General features: G+C 57.3%; 17 protein-coding genes. 16 read left to right on the top strand and 1 reads right to left on the bottom strand.

From position 1 onward, the window contains the following. Positions 1-514: 514 nt before the first annotated feature. Positions 515-940, top strand: coding sequence for an HIT domain-containing protein (locus J2X66_RS14800; RefSeq protein ID WP_310266197.1), 426 nt, complete (start codon positions 515-517; stop codon positions 938-940). A gap of 3 nt (positions 941-943) precedes the next feature. Then, positions 944-1150, top strand: coding sequence for a SlyX family protein (locus J2X66_RS14795; RefSeq protein ID WP_310265545.1), 207 nt, complete (start codon positions 944-946; stop codon positions 1148-1150). A 74-nt stretch (positions 1151-1224) separates the two neighbouring features. Here the strand turns inward: J2X66_RS14795 and J2X66_RS14790 are convergent, their stop codons facing one another. After that, complete coding sequence (locus J2X66_RS14790) at positions 1225-1827, bottom strand: cold-shock protein (protein ID WP_310265542.1); 603 nt, start codon at positions 1825-1827, stop codon at positions 1225-1227. Between the two features lie 564 nt (positions 1828-2391). On the opposite strand from J2X66_RS14790, the gene J2X66_RS14785 reads away from it, so the two are divergent. From J2X66_RS14785 to ybgF, 14 genes are all read left to right on the top strand, one after another. Continuing rightward, entirely contained in the window at positions 2392-2715 is a 324-nt protein-coding gene (locus J2X66_RS14785) for a ribbon-helix-helix domain-containing protein (RefSeq protein WP_310265540.1), read from the top strand. A gap of 136 nt (positions 2716-2851) precedes the next feature. Next, positions 2852-3073 (top strand): FmdB family zinc ribbon protein, encoded by a 222-nt coding sequence (locus J2X66_RS14780; RefSeq protein WP_010457489.1) that lies wholly within the window; start codon positions 2852-2854, stop codon positions 3071-3073. Between the two features lie 119 nt (positions 3074-3192). Beyond that, entirely contained in the window at positions 3193-4968 is a 1776-nt protein-coding gene (aspS, locus tag J2X66_RS14775) for an aspartate--tRNA ligase (RefSeq protein WP_310265538.1), read from the top strand. 117 nt (positions 4969-5085) lie between these two features. Continuing rightward, positions 5086-5832 carry a YebC/PmpR family DNA-binding transcriptional regulator gene (locus J2X66_RS14770; RefSeq protein ID WP_027922936.1) on the top strand — a complete coding sequence of 249 codons (747 nt, stop codon included), beginning with the start codon at positions 5086-5088 and terminating at the stop codon, positions 5830-5832. Between the two features lie 84 nt (positions 5833-5916). Beyond that, complete coding sequence (gene ruvC, locus J2X66_RS14765) at positions 5917-6441, top strand: crossover junction endodeoxyribonuclease RuvC (RefSeq protein ID WP_007945844.1); 525 nt, start codon at positions 5917-5919, stop codon at positions 6439-6441. A gap of 115 nt (positions 6442-6556) precedes the next feature. Next, positions 6557-7174, top strand: coding sequence for a Holliday junction branch migration protein RuvA (gene ruvA / locus J2X66_RS14760; protein WP_059182263.1), 618 nt, complete (start codon positions 6557-6559; stop codon positions 7172-7174). Further along, positions 7175-8236 carry a Holliday junction branch migration DNA helicase RuvB gene (gene ruvB / locus J2X66_RS14755; RefSeq protein ID WP_027922938.1) on the top strand — a complete coding sequence of 354 codons (1062 nt, stop codon included), beginning with the start codon at positions 7175-7177 and terminating at the stop codon, positions 8234-8236. A 128-nt stretch (positions 8237-8364) separates the two neighbouring features. Beyond that, positions 8365-8832 carry a tol-pal system-associated acyl-CoA thioesterase gene (gene ybgC / locus J2X66_RS14750; RefSeq protein WP_027922939.1) on the top strand — a complete coding sequence of 156 codons (468 nt, stop codon included), beginning with the start codon at positions 8365-8367 and terminating at the stop codon, positions 8830-8832. Next, positions 8822-9517: a protein TolQ gene (gene tolQ / locus J2X66_RS14745; RefSeq protein ID WP_027922940.1), complete on the top strand. Its 696-nt coding sequence runs from the start codon at positions 8822-8824 to the stop codon at positions 9515-9517. The genes ybgC and tolQ overlap by 11 nt, the downstream gene beginning before the upstream one ends. A gap of 23 nt (positions 9518-9540) precedes the next feature. Further along, positions 9541-9993, top strand: coding sequence for a protein TolR (tolR, locus tag J2X66_RS14740; RefSeq protein WP_161807482.1), 453 nt, complete (start codon positions 9541-9543; stop codon positions 9991-9993). Next, positions 9993-11072, top strand: coding sequence for a cell envelope integrity protein TolA (tolA, locus tag J2X66_RS14735; RefSeq protein WP_027922941.1), 1080 nt, complete (start codon positions 9993-9995; stop codon positions 11070-11072). Before tolR ends, tolA begins: the two co-directional genes overlap by 1 nt. 29 nt (positions 11073-11101) lie before the next feature. Then, positions 11102-12370 carry a Tol-Pal system beta propeller repeat protein TolB gene (gene tolB / locus J2X66_RS14730; protein WP_218186576.1) on the top strand — a complete coding sequence of 423 codons (1269 nt, stop codon included), beginning with the start codon at positions 11102-11104 and terminating at the stop codon, positions 12368-12370. 52 nt (positions 12371-12422) lie between these two features. Next, a complete protein-coding gene (pal, locus tag J2X66_RS14725; protein ID WP_003178634.1) occupies positions 12423-12920 on the top strand; it encodes a peptidoglycan-associated lipoprotein Pal in 498 nt (165 codons plus the stop codon). Between the two features lie 6 nt (positions 12921-12926). Further along, the gene (gene ybgF / locus J2X66_RS14720) at positions 12927-13763 is read left to right on the top strand and encodes a tol-pal system protein YbgF (protein WP_310265532.1); all 837 of its coding nucleotides are present in this window, start codon (positions 12927-12929) and stop codon (positions 13761-13763) included. Positions 13764-13849: the final 86 nt, after the last annotated feature.

Below are 13849 nucleotides of genomic sequence, written 5' to 3'. Positions count from 1 at the left end.
GCAACAAGCGTGCACAAAACAGAATTTTGTTGCTGTTTTTTTCTGCTTGCTTGTCTATACGTGTAAAAACCTCATAAAACCGGGCGTTTCAAGCACGTTTTGTTTGGGCTTGACGCCAGGTTTGCATCGTGTTCCAGCCTTCGGTTCGGTGCCGTGACAACCAAAAACGTTACCGGTTCACCCCAAAGGTGAGTAGATGGCGGATGCTGACCGACTCAGCGTAGACGAGCTGTGCGCTTTTGGTGCAAAAAATTTTAATCACTGTACTGAATTCATACAGTGTTGTTATTTGTCTGAATCGAACACATCGTTGTTAATCAGTCATTTCGGCGATTTTGGCTGCATCGTTGGTCCTGTAATGGTGCGTTCTGGCAAAAAATGTCTCATGGCGGGGCGCATGTATGGTCGTGAAGAGAGACCCGTTCGCAGGTATGCTGCCGTCCTGTCGCTTGGCGCGCCGTCCCTCGGGAGGGGCGCTAAGCTGAAAAATGAGAACCAGGCGGGAGTACGCACAGTGTTCGCTTTAGATCCACGGCTTCAACAAGACACGCTACCGATCGGGGATTTCCCGCTCTGCCGGTTGCTGTTGTCGAACGACTCGAATTACCCCTGGTTCATCCTGGTGCCTCGTCGCGACGATATCAGCGAGATATTTCAGTTGGGTGTCGCCGAGCAGCAACAGCTCTGGCAGGAGACGACCGCGCTGGCGGAAACGCTCAAGGGTGCGTTCGACGCTGACAAGCTGAATATTGCAGCGCTGGGTAATGTCGTCAGCCAGTTGCACATGCATGTGATCGTGCGCAATCGCGAAGACGCCGCCTGGCCTGCTCCGGTCTGGGGCAAGGTGCCGGCCAAACCCTATGATGCAGGCCAGATCGCAGCGATTCGCGAGCGGCTGCGTTTGGTATTAGCCGAAGACTTTACGTTTCTGGAGGGTTGAATCATGAGCCTGGAAGATCGAGTTACCGATCTGGAGAGCCAGTTGGCGTTTCAGGATGACATCATCCAGTCATTGAGTGATGTGCTGGCGACGCAGCAGCGTGCCGTTGAACGCCTGCAGCTGCAAATGGCAGCACTGCTCAAGCGCCAGGAAGAAATGGCGGGGCAGTTCGAAACCTTCGAAGAAGAAGCACCGCCGCCGCATTACTGACTTTTTTGATAAAGAAGCAGCCAATAAAAAACCGCGAACAGCTTGGCTGTTCGCGGTTTTTTTTAGCCTTTGAATCAGCGACGCGGCAGTGCGGCGATCACATCTTCGGCTTGCAGGCCTTTGTCACGGTTCATCACAGAGAATTCCACGCGCTGGCCTTCGACGAGAACGCGGTGGCCTTCGCCACGAATAGCGCGGAAATGCACGAAAATATCATCGCCGGAATCGCGGGAAATAAAGCCGAAGCCTTTGGAGGTGTTGAACCACTTCACGGTGCCGGTATCGCGGTTGCTCATGTCATAGCTTGGCGAGGCGGCGGCTGGTGACGATTTGTAGAAGCTGACGCCCAGGTGCAGTAACACGGCGGCCATGGCTGCGACCAGGCTGAACAGGACGGCAGGTTGACCGGCGATGACTGGCATCGGCGCGAGCAACGTCAGGATTTGCAGGAGGACGGCCAGTATCAGCAGAACGCTGACCAGGTTTTGCAGTTGGTGACGAGGGCCTTTGTTCCAGTAAGGGATAACAGGAGCAAGGGTGAGGTTCAGCAGGCCGAAAAAGGCCAGGTACAGTGCATCGGGTTGTTGCAGGTAAGGGACCGCTTCAGCTCGCAGGCTGGGGATGAAGGACAGCAGCAGGGCCGCTGCGCCCGTTAGCAGGTGGACGATTTTCAACATTTTGATTAACTCACGTTAAGACGGATCACAAGGAAGAGCGGATGGAATACGGTTCGCTTCGGAACAATAAGAGGCGTTGGGCACGTATTCGGTATCAGCCTATGCGCAGCCCCCGGAAAATAGGCGGTCGCGACACACTGTCTATTTAACAGCAAAGCCTGCAGCTACTCAAATCAGGCAGTCCGGCGGTGCCCGGGAGGTTGATTTGTCACAGGTCGGTGCGTCTTTCGGGGCGGCGAGGTGTTGGCAGGTTTGTTGTGCGCTGCTTTCTTCTATCAAGGGCGAGGTCGTGGCGCTCACCGCCGACCTGCTGACTCGGCGCGTGTTCGCACTTGACCGTTTTGCTTCTTGAAATCTCTTTTGCGCGTGGTAAATCGCGCTTGATCATGTAGGAAAATGGCCGGCCTAGGACGGGCTCCATGATCCCCTGTCAACTGTTGGCTTATCCTACGTCGATGGTCATAAAGTCATCTGGATATCCCTTTGCGCCTGCGCTTTTATAAGGCAACACAACAGATGTGGCTCTTAATAGAAGGCAAGGAATGACAAAGGAGTGTCAGCGATATGGTGTACGAAGACAGACCAGGCGAGGGGAGGGAGATCAGGGTTGATCCGTTCGTCAGTGAGTTTGATATGGGGTTGGCCCGGCCTTTATCCCGCTCTGTGCGTTTGAATGGTTTCGCGACCTGCTTGCGGCTCGAGCAGGTCTACTGGGATATTTTGGGCGATATGGCCAAGGTCAATTGCTGTTCGGTCAGTGCACTGCTGTCCCATGTGGACCGCGAAGTGCATTTGCGTCACGGCGGGGTCAAGAACTTCACCGGGCTGGTGCGGGTTGTCTGCGTCGTGCGCAGCTTGAAGGAAGGGGGCTGCGTTGCGACACCTTAGTCGCGACGGCGTAATGGACTGAGTGTCAGTCTGTGCAGTCTTACGGCTGCACAGGCTGCATTTAATGGATATAATCCCGCTCTTTGCCGCAAAACCCAGCGTGTGCGGTAGCAATCTGATCGCCGAGACAACCCCCATGCCGATGTACGACTATCAATGTGCTTCCTGTGGTCATCAGTTGGAAGCCATTCAAAAGATCAGCGCAGCACCGCTGGTCGACTGCCCTGCCTGCCAGGCGCCAGAGCTGAAAAAGATGCTGTCCATGCCAGGTTTCCGCCTCAGCGGCACCGGCTGGTACGAAACCGATTTCAAGACCGGCTCGAAGAAGAACCTGGCCGGCGGCGACAAAGCTGACTAGGGTCTAGGGCCTGAGTTGAACCACACGTGCGAGCGCTTGCATCATCGGGCACCTTTATAAAGGGCAGGATGTGCAGGGCTCCAACCGAATTTCGAATTACGAGAAGTGAAACCACTACCATGATGCGCAGCCATTATTGCGGCCAGCTGAACGAAAGCCTGGAAGGCCAGGAAATTACTCTTTGCGGTTGGGTTCACCGTCGCCGTGACCACGGCGGGGTGATTTTCCTCGATATCCGTGATCGTGACGGTCTGGCCCAGGTGGTGTTCGACCCGGACCGCGCTGAATCCTTCGCTGCCGCCGATCGCGTGCGCAGCGAGTACGTCGTGAAAATCACCGGCAAGGTTCGCCTGCGTCCGGCCGGTGCCACTAACGCCAACATGGCGTCGGGCATGATCGAAGTCCTCGGTTACGAACTGGAAGTGCTGAACGAATCGGAAACCCCGCCGTTCCCGCTGAACGAGTTCTCCGATGTCGGCGAAGAAACCCGCCTGCGCTATCGCTTCCTTGACCTGCGTCGCCCGGAAATGGCCGAGAAGCTGCGTCTGCGTTCGCGCATGACCACCAGCATCCGTCGTTTCCTGGACGAGAACGGCTTCCTCGACGTCGAGACGCCGATCCTGACCCGCGCGACCCCTGAAGGTGCTCGCGACTACCTGGTGCCGAGCCGTACTCACGCCGGTTCGTTCTTCGCCTTGCCGCAATCGCCACAGCTGTTCAAACAGCTGCTGATGGTGGCTGGCTTCGACCGTTACTACCAGATCGCCAAGTGCTTCCGCGACGAAGACCTGCGGGCTGATCGCCAGCCGGAATTCACCCAGATCGACATCGAGACCAGCTTCCTCGATGAAAACGAGATCATGGGCATCACCGAAAAAATGATCCGCAACCTGTTCAAGGAAGTGCTGGATCTGGAATTCGGCGACTTCCCGCACATGACCTTTGCAGAAGCCATGCGTCGTTACGGTTCCGACAAGCCGGACCTGCGTAACCCGCTGGAACTGGTTGACGTTGAAGATCAACTGAAAGACGTCGACTTCAAGGTGTTCAGCGGTCCGGCCAACGACCCGAAATGCCGAATTGCCGCGTTGCGCGTTCCTGGCGCTGCGAGCATGCCGCGCAAGCAGATCGACGATTACACCAAGTTCGTCGGCATCTACGGTGCCAAGGGCCTGGCGTACATCAAGGTCAACGAGCGCGCCAAAGGCGTTGAAGGCCTGCAGTCGCCGATCGTCAAGAACATCCCTGAAGCCAACCTCAATGTGATCCTCGATCGCGTTGGCGCGGTTGACGGCGACATCGTGTTCTTCGGTGCCGACAAAGCCAAGATCGTCAGCGAAGCCCTGGGCGCGCTGCGGATCAAGGTCGGTAACGACCTGAACCTGCTGACCTGCAAGTGGGCACCGATGTGGGTCGTCGACTTCCCGATGTTCGAAGAGAACGACGACGGCAGCTTCACCGCCTTGCATCACCCGTTCACCGCGCCGAAGTGCACCCCGGAAGAACTGGAAGCCAACCCGGCGACCGCTCTGTCCCGTGCCTACGACATGGTGCTGAACGGCACCGAGTTGGGTGGCGGTTCGATCCGTATCCACCGCAAGGAAATGCAGCAGACCGTATTCCGCCTGCTGGGCATCAACGAAGCGGAACAGGAAGAGAAGTTCGGCTTCCTGCTCGACGCCCTGAAGTATGGCGCGCCACCACACGGTGGCCTGGCCTTCGGTCTGGACCGTCTGGTGATGCTGATGACTGGCGCCCAGTCGATCCGTGAAGTGATCGCCTTCCCGAAAACCCAGAGCGCGGCGGACGTCATGACTCAGGCACCGGGTCAGGTGGATGCCAAGGCATTGCGCGAACTGCACATTCGTCTGCGCGAAACGCCAAAGGCTGAGTAAGGCCGACCGCAAAGGCGCATCCTTTTGGGTGCGCCTTTTCTTTAAGTCGAGATTTTTTGGTTGCTGGCCGACACTGAGTGTGGCGGGCAATGTTTCAAAGAGAATTCGGAGCGAGTTATGGCGGGTCATTCCAAGTGGGCGAACATCAAGCACCGCAAAGAACGTCAGGATGCCAAGAAGGGCAAGATTTTCACCAAGTGGATTCGTGAACTGACCGTTGCTGCCCGTCAGGGTGGCGGTGATCCGGGCTCCAACCCGCGTCTGCGTCTGGCGCTGGACAAGGCCCTTGGCGCGAACATGAGCCGCGACATCATTGATCGCGCCGTTGCGCGCGGTGCTGGCGCTGCCGACACCGACGACATGGTCGAACTGAGCTACGAAGGCTACGGCCCGGGTGGCGTGGCGGTGATGGTCGAGTGCATGACCGACAACCGTAATCGCACAGCAGCGGCTGTTCGTCACGCGTTCAGCAAATGTGGCGGCAACCTCGGCACCGACGGTTCCGTGGCTTATCTGTTCGAGCGCAAAGGGCAGATTTCCTTCGCGCCAGGCGTTGATGAAGACGCGCTGATCGAAGCCGCAATGGAAGCCGACGCCGATGACGTGGTCACCCACGAAGACGGTTCCATCGATGTGTTCACCTCGTTCGCCGGGTTTTATTCCGTGCGCAATGCGCTGGAAGCGGCCGGGTTCAAAGGCGACGACGCTGAAATCGTCATGTTGCCGACCACCAGTGCGGAACTGGACCTGGAAGGCGCCGAGAAGGTGCTCAAGCTGATCGACATGCTTGAAGACCTGGATGATGTGCAGAACGTCTATTCCAACGCGGACATCCCTGAATCGGTAGCCGCACAGCTGGGTTAAGGGCGACTAAGATCAAAGGTGGGAGTCAGCTCCCACTGTTGGTATTTGCTGTATTGAAGTGCTCTTACCTAACCCGCAGGCGTTATGACTTTAATTCTTGGTATCGACCCCGGTTCGCGTATTACCGGTTATGGCGTGGTGCGCGATACCGGGCGTGGCTGTGTGTATGTGGCCTCTGGCTGCATTCGTACCGGCTCGGGAGAATTGCATGAGCGTCTGCAAATCGTTTATCGCGGCGTGCGTGAAATCATCCAGACATACGGCCCGGTCACCATGGGCATCGAAAAAGTCTTCATGGCGCGCAATGCCGACTCTGCACTGAAGCTGGGTCAGGCGCGCGGCGCGGCCATCGTTGCCGGTGCCGAAGAAAGCCTGGAAATCGCCGAGTACACCGCGACCCAGGTCAAACAGGCAGTGACCGGCACCGGTGCGGCGAACAAAGAACAGGTGCAAATGATGGTCATGCACATGCTGAAATTGACCAGCAAACCGCAAATCGATGCTTCTGACGCCCTGGCCATCGCCATTTGCCATGCGCACACCCGTTCCAGTCTGCTGCCCCATGGCCTGGGGACGGCACGCAGTCGTGGCGGGCGCCTGCGTCTCTGATAGCATCAGCAATCATTTTTTATGGAATGAGGTCTTCGTGTCTGTGTTGTCGACGCGAACCCTTGCTCTGTCGGTCGCCAGGCATTGATCTGGCCAACGCTCAAGGATCTGTAACGTGATTGGACGCTTGCGCGGCACTCTGGCTGAAAAACAGCCGCCGCACCTGATTCTGGATGTAAACGGTCTGGGGTATGAGCTGGAGGTGCCCATGACCACGCTGTATCGCTTGCCGTCGGTCGGTGAACCTCTGACCTTGCACACCCACTTGGTCGTACGCGAAGACGCGCAGTTACTCTATGGCTTCTTTGGCAAGCGTGAGCGAGACTTTTTTCGCGAGCTGATCCGTCTCAATGGTGTAGGGCCGAAATTGGCGCTGGCCTTGATGTCCAGTCTGGAAGTCGATGAGTTGGTCCGTTGCGTACAGTCCCAGGACACCTCGGCGCTGACCAAGGTGCCGGGCGTGGGCAAGAAGACGGCTGAACGTTTGCTGGTGGAACTCAAGGACCGCTTCAAGGCGTGGGAAACCGTACCTGCGATGTTCGCGCTGGTTCCCAACCAGCCGGGCGGGCCAGATGCGCCGGCGCCGGTCGCCACCGCTGAAAACGATGCGGTCAGCGCGCTGATTTCCTTGGGCTACAAGCCGCAGGAGGCCAGCAAGGCGATTTCCGCGATCAAGGAGAAAGGCTTGAGCAGTGAAGACCTGATTCGTCGTGCCCTGAAGGGAATGATTTAAGTGATTGAAGCTGATCGTCTGATAGCCGCCACGCCGGGTCCCCGTGACCGCGAGGAAGTCCAGGACCGGGCGATTCGTCCTGTCAGTCTGGCCGAATACATCGGCCAGCCGACCGTTCGCGAGCAAATGGAGTTGTTCATCCAGGCCGCCCGTGGGCGCAACGAGTCGCTGGATCACACGCTGATCTTCGGTCCGCCGGGGCTGGGTAAAACCACTCTGGCGAACATCATCGCCCAGGAAATGGGCGTGTCGATCAAGAGCACATCGGGCCCCGTGCTGGAACGTCCGGGCGACCTGGCGGCGTTGTTGACCAACCTTGAACCCCACGACGTGCTGTTCATCGACGAAATCCATCGCCTGTCGCCGATTGTCGAAGAAGTGCTGTACCCGGCCATGGAAGATTTCCAGCTCGACATCATGATCGGCGAGGGGCCGGCCGCGCGTTCGATCAAGCTTGATTTGCCACCCTTTACCCTCGTCGGCGCAACGACCCGTGCGGGCATGTTGACCAACCCCTTGCGCGACCGTTTCGGCATCGTCCAGCGCCTGGAGTTCTACAGCACCGCGGACCTGGCGACGATTGTCAGCCGTTCGGCGAGCATCCTTGGTTTGCCGCTGGACCCGGAAGGTGCCTTCGAAATCGCCCGACGTGCCCGCGGTACGCCGCGGATCGCCAACCGGTTGTTGCGTCGGGTGCGCGATTTCGCCGAGGTGCGCGCCAAGGGCCATATCACCAAGCCGATTGCCGACCTCGCGTTGAACCTGCTTGATGTCGACGAACGTGGTTTCGACCACCAGGACCGACGCCTGCTGTTGACCATGATCGAGAAGTTCGACGGCGGGCCGGTCGGAGTGGACAGCCTGGCCGCGGCCATCAGTGAAGAACGCCACACCATTGAAGACGTGCTGGAGCCGTACCTGATCCAGCAGGGCTACATCATGCGCACCCCGCGGGGGCGAGTGGTGACCCGGCATGCGTATTTGCACTTCGGTTTAAATATTCCGTCACGATTGGGCGAAATGCCCGTGGTAGACGAGTTCCTTGACGCCGTGGATGATTAATAATTTTTGCGCGCTGATATATTCGGCTTTCGTGCGGTCCGAGGACCGTGCTTTTGCGAAAAAGCCCGCAGATCAATGAAAAACAGTTGCCTGGCCGGATTGGCAACCTGAGGAGTAAGCACTAGAGTATGCGCGCGCAAAACGGGCTTGAGCCGTTCACACATCGTTGTCGCGTTTATTACGAGGACACCGATGCGGGCGGCATCGTGTATTACGTCAATTACCTCAAGTTTATGGAACGGGCTCGAACCGAGCGGCTCCGGGATCTGGGCTTTGCCCAATCGGCGCTGGCAGGGGAGGACCTGTTGTTTGTCGTGCATTCCAGCGAAGCGCGTTACCACGCGCCGGCGCGACTGGACGACGAGCTTCTGGTAAGCGCTGAAGTAATCGAATTGAACCGGGTCAGCCTGCGTTTCAAGCAGCAGGTCAGGCGGGCAACGGATAATGTGCTGCTCTGCGAAGGGCAGTTTTTGGTGGCCTGTGTGCGCACTAACAGTTTGAAACCCCGGGCCATTCCCGAAGCTCTACGTGCGGCCTTTGCCGACGTGAGCGGCGCGGGTACACACTCAAAGCAGGAGATAAAGCGTGGAAGCTAACGTCGTCGACCATTCCTCCATGTGGAGCCTGGTCAGCAATGCCAGTATCGTGGTGCAACTGGTAATGCTGATCCTGGTAGCCGCATCGGTGACCTCATGGATCATGATTTTTCAGCGCAGCAATTTGATTCGCGCCGGTCGACGTGCCCTGGAGAGCTTTGAAGAGCGCTTCTGGTCCGGTATCGACCTGTCCAAACTCTACCGTCAAGCCGGTAGCAACCCTGATCCGGATTCGGGCGTCGAGCAGATTTTCCGTGCCGGTTTCAAGGAATTCTCCCGTCTGCGCCAGCAGCCAGGTGTTGACCCGGAAGCGGTCATGGAAGGCGTGGCCCGTGCCATGCGCGTCGCCATTTCCCGCGAAGAAGAGAAGCTCGAGCAGAGCCTGCCATTCCTGGCCACCGTCGGCTCCGTGAGCCCGTACATCGGTCTGTTCGGTACGGTCTGGGGCATCATGAACTCCTTCCGTGGTCTGGCCTCTGCCCAGCAAGCGACCCTGGCCACTGTGGCTCCCGGTATCGCCGAAGCACTGATCGCCACCGCGATCGGTCTGTTCGCTGCCATCCCGGCCGTAATTGCTTACAACCGCTTCTCTGCTCGCAGCGAAACCCTGCTGAGCCGTTACTACACCTTCGCCGATGAATTCCAGGCGATCCTGCACCGCAAAGTGCACACCAGCGAAGAATAAGCAGGTAATTTCCAATGGCTTTAATCGCTCGAGCTCGCAAAAAGCGCAAGCCGGTTGCCGAGATGAACGTAGTGCCTTACATCGACGTGATGCTGGTACTGCTGGTCATCTTCATGGTGACCGCGCCGATGCTCAATCAGGGCGTGAAAGTTGATCTGCCCAAGGTTTCCAGCGAAGCCTTGCCGCAGGACAACAACACCCAGGTCCTGACTATTTCGATCAAGGCTGACAAGACCTACTACTGGAACCTTGGCAGCGAAGTCGATACCGAAAAGCAGCAGGACAAGGCCATGACCTTGCCGCAGATGACTGACGCGGTAACCAAGATCATTCGTGCCGGCACTGAAGGCGGCAAGCGCACCCAGGTGTTCATCCGCGGCGACAAGACCGTCGACTACGGTTCGGTCATGGGTGCCATGGGCGGTTTGCAGAAAGCCGGCGTCGGTAACGTTGGCTTGATTACCGAGGCGCCCTGATGCAGCAACAACGAGAGCCAACAGCCTCGGAAAGCTACTTCTGGCCTAGTGTCTGGGCGATTGGCTTGCACGTGCTGGTGTTCGGCATGCTGTTTGTCAGTTTTGCCATGACGCCTGAGTTGCCGCCGGCCAAGCCGATTGTCCAGGCGACCCTGTACCAGCTGAAATCGAAAAGTCGGGCGACCACCCAGACCAATCAGAAGATTGCGGGTGAAGCGCAGAAATCTGCTGCGCGTCAAACCGAAGTCGAACAGATGGAACAGAAAAAGGTCGAGCAGGAAGCGGTGAAGGCTGCGGAACAAAAGAAAGAAGAAGCGGCTCAAAAGGCCGAGGAAGCCAAGAAGGCCGACGAGTCGAAGAAAGCGGATGAGGCGAAAAAGGCTGATGAAGCCAAGAAAGCCGATGAAGCGAAGAAGACCGCCGAAGCCAAAAAGGCAGAAGAGAAACAATTGGCTGATATAGCCAAGAAGAAAGCCGAAGAAGAAGCCAAGAAAGCAGCTGAAGAAGAGGCCAAGAAAGAGGCCGCTGAAGAAGCCAAGAAGAAAATCGTCGAAGACGCGAAGAAGAAAGCCGCCGAAGACGCCAAGAAGAAAGCTGAAGCTGAAGAGGCGAAGAAGAAAGTCGCCGAAGACGCGAAGAAGAAAGCTGCTGCCGATGCTGCGAAGAAGAAGTCGCAGGATGCGGCACGTAAATCGGTTGAAGACAAAAAGGCGCAGGCCTTGGCTGATTTGCTGTCCGACAAGCCGGAGCGTCAACAGGCGTTGGCGGATGAGCAGGGTGATGAGACCGCGGGCAACTTCGATGATCTGATTCGTTCGCGCGCTTCTGAAGGTTGGGCGCAGCCACCGTCGGCCCGCAAGGGCATGAAAGTGATTCTGCAAATCAACATGCTGCCTGATGGAACGATCTCCGGTGTATCGGTTGCTCATTCCAGTGGTGATGTGCCGTTCGACAGTTCAGCAGTAGCGGCGGTAAAAAATATTGGTCGTTTGACCGAAATGCAGGGTCTGAAGCCAGCTGATTTCGCACCCTATCGTTCATTCAAGATGACATTCACACCTGAGGATCTAGCCTTGTGAGAAACCTTCTTCGAGGACTGCTTGTAGTCATGTTCTGCTTTGCAGGACTGGCCACGGCAGATGAAAAAAATATCCTGGTCAGCAGTGGCAGCTCCCAGGCCACTCCAATTGCCGTCGTGCCATTCGGTTTCCAGGGCGGCAGCGTGCTGCCGGACGACATGGCTGAAATCATCGGTAACGACCTGCGCAACTCCGGTTACTACGCGCCGATTCCAAAGCAGAACATGATCAGCCAGCCGAGCCAGGCCAGCGAAATCATTTACCGTGACTGGAAAGCGGTTGGCGCCCAATACATCATGGTCGGCAGTATCGTGCCAGCAGGCGGTCGCCTGCAGGTTCAGTACGCTCTGTTCAACGTCGCCACCGAGCAGCAAGTGCTGACCGGCAGCGTGTCGGGCAGCGTTGATCAACTGCGCGACATGGCGCACTACATCTCCGACCAGTCGTTCGAAAAACTCACCGGTATCAAAGGTGCCTTCTCGACGCGTCTGTTGTATGTGACCGCCGAGCGTTTCTCCGAGAAGAACACGCGCTACACGCTGCAACGTTCGGACTATGACGGTGCCCGTGCCGTGACCCTGCTGCAATCGCGCGAGCCGATCCTGTCGCCGCGTTTTGCACCGGATGGCAAGCGCATCGCTTATGTGTCGTTCGAGCAGAAGCGTCCGCGCATCTTCATGCAGAACATCGACACCGGTCGCCGCGAGCAGATCACCAACTTCGAAGGCCTCAATGGCGCGCCAGCCTGGTCGCCGGATGGCAATCGCCTGGCATTCGTCCTGTCCAAGGACGGCAACCCGGACATCTATGTGATGAACCTGGGTTCGCGTCAGATCTCCCGCGTCACCAATGGTCCCGGCATCAACACCGAACCGTTCTGGGGTAAGGATGGTTCGACCATCTACTTCACCTCCGACCGTGGCGGCAAGCCGCAGATCTACAAAACCAGCGTCAGTGGTGGCGGTGCGGAACGTGTGACCTTCATTGGTAACTACAACGCCAACCCTAAATTGTCGGCTGATGAAAAGACCCTGGTGATGATTCACCGCCAGGACGGCTTCACCAATTTCAAGGTGGCAGCCCAGGATTTGCAGCGAGGTAGTGTAAAGATCCTCACTGATAGCACTCTGGACGAGTCGCCTACTGTTGCGCCCAACGGCACCATGGTAATCTACGCCACCCGCCAGCAGGGCCGGGGAGTCTTGATGCTCGTGTCCATTAATGGACGCGTAAGGCTCCCGCTTCCTACCGCTCAAGGCGAAGTTCGAGAACCTTCCTGGTCCCCTTACCTGAACTGACGCGGCGCTACACGTTTTACTTAACACACTGGGGTTCATTAGGAGTTTCACGATGGAAATGCTGAAGTTTGGTAAATTTGCTGCGCTGGCTCTGGCCATGGCTGTAGCTGTAGGTTGCTCGTCCAAAGGCGGCGACAACGCCGGTGAAGGCGCTGTTGATCCAAACGCTGGTTACGGCGCAAACACTGGTGCCGTTGACGGTTCCCTGAGCGAAGAAGCTGCTCTGCGCGCAATCACCACCTTCTACTTCGAATACGACAGCTCGGACCTGAAGCCAGAAGCCATGCGCGCTCTGGACGTTCACGCCAAAGACCTGAAAGCAAACGGCGCTCGCGTTGTTCTGGAAGGCAACACCGACGAACGTGGTACTCGTGAGTACAACATGGCACTGGGCGAGCGTCGTGCGAAAGCCGTTCAACGCTACCTGGTACTGCAAGGCGTTTCCCCAGCTCAGCTGGAACTGGTTTCCTACGGCGAAGAGCGTCCAGTTGCTACCGGCAACGACGAGCAGTCCTGGGCTCAAAACCGTCGCGTCGAACTGCGTAAGTAATTCGTCATGCGAACGTGCCGTCGTGCTGTAACTGTCTTGGCTCTCAGTCTCGCACCGCTTGCGGTGTGGGCTGCGGTTCCTGTGGTCGATAACAACTCCGGTTCTAACAGCGGGAGTAGTTATCCGCCTGCGGGTTACGGTACGAACGGCGCCTATGCCGGGGGAGGGGTTTCAACCCCTGTCTCGGCACAGGGTCAGCTGTTCAACCAACTGCAACAAATGCAGGACCAGATCTCGCGCCAACAGGGTGTGATCGAAGAACTGCAAAATGATGTAGCGCGCATGAAGCAAGAGAACCTGGAGCGATATCAGGATCTTGATCGGCGCATAGGAACCGGCGTTGCACCTGCCGCGACTCCTGAAAATTCTTCCACTGGTGGCGATTTGAATGCCCCTGGTGCAGCTGCTGGCGCAAGTGCAGGAGCGGCTGCCGCTCAAGCACCTGCCGCGGGTGGCGAACCGGCGGATCCGGCGAAGGAAAAGCTGTATTACGACGCAGCCTTTGACCTGATCAAAGCCAAGGATTTCGACAAGGCCAGCCAGGCTTTTGCCGCTTTCCTGCGCAAATACCCGAACAGCCAATATGCGGGCAATGCCCAGTACTGGTTGGGCGAAGTGAACCTGGCCAAAGGCGATCTGCAAGGCGCAGGTCAGGCATTTGCCAAGGTTTCACAGCTGTACCCAAAGCACGCCAAAGTGCCTGATTCGTTGTACAAGCTGGCTGATGTAGAGCGCCGCCTCGGTCACACCGACAAGGTCAAAGGCATTCTGCAGCAGGTTGTGTCGCAATATCCGGGCACCTCCGCCGCTCAGTTGGCTCAGCGTGATCTGCAAAAAATGTAAGGGCTGCTTGACCCGTTTCGAAGAAACCCGCGCTTGTCGCGGGTTTTTTCGTTAGAATTCACGCCCTTTTTATGAAACACGCTTTT

The sequence above is a fragment of the Pseudomonas sp. 3296 genome (genome assembly GCF_031456615.1).
GTDB lineage: Bacteria > Pseudomonadota > Gammaproteobacteria > Pseudomonadales > Pseudomonadaceae > Aquipseudomonas > Aquipseudomonas mucoides.
The sequence above is the reverse complement of the archived record's forward strand: the minus strand, read 5'-3'. Positions and strand labels throughout refer to the sequence as shown.

Bases quoted from the DNA above. Each gene is read 5' to 3' on its own strand.
- pal (WP_003178634.1), top strand. From the start codon at position 12,423: ATGGAAATGCTGAAGTTTGGTAAATTTGCTGCGCTGGCTCTGGCCATG.
- J2X66_RS14790 (WP_310265542.1), bottom strand. From the start codon at position 1,827: ATGTTGAAAATCGTCCACCTGCTAACGGGCGCAGCGGCCCTGCTGCTG.
- aspS (WP_310265538.1), top strand. From the start codon at position 3,193: ATGATGCGCAGCCATTATTGCGGCCAGCTGAACGAAAGCCTGGAAGGC.
- tolB (WP_218186576.1), top strand. From the start codon at position 11,102: ATGTTCTGCTTTGCAGGACTGGCCACGGCAGATGAAAAAAATATCCTG.
- ruvC (WP_007945844.1), top strand. From the start codon at position 5,917: ATGACTTTAATTCTTGGTATCGACCCCGGTTCGCGTATTACCGGTTAT.
- J2X66_RS14795 (WP_310265545.1), top strand. From the start codon at position 944: ATGAGCCTGGAAGATCGAGTTACCGATCTGGAGAGCCAGTTGGCGTTT.
- J2X66_RS14780 (WP_010457489.1), top strand. From the start codon at position 2,852: ATGCCGATGTACGACTATCAATGTGCTTCCTGTGGTCATCAGTTGGAA.
- J2X66_RS14770 (WP_027922936.1), top strand. From the start codon at position 5,086: ATGGCGGGTCATTCCAAGTGGGCGAACATCAAGCACCGCAAAGAACGT.
- J2X66_RS14785 (WP_310265540.1), top strand. From the start codon at position 2,392: ATGGTGTACGAAGACAGACCAGGCGAGGGGAGGGAGATCAGGGTTGAT.
- ybgC (WP_027922939.1), top strand. From the start codon at position 8,365: ATGCGCGCGCAAAACGGGCTTGAGCCGTTCACACATCGTTGTCGCGTT.
- ybgF (WP_310265532.1), top strand. From the start codon at position 12,927: ATGCGAACGTGCCGTCGTGCTGTAACTGTCTTGGCTCTCAGTCTCGCA.
- tolA (WP_027922941.1), top strand. From the start codon at position 9,993: ATGCAGCAACAACGAGAGCCAACAGCCTCGGAAAGCTACTTCTGGCCT.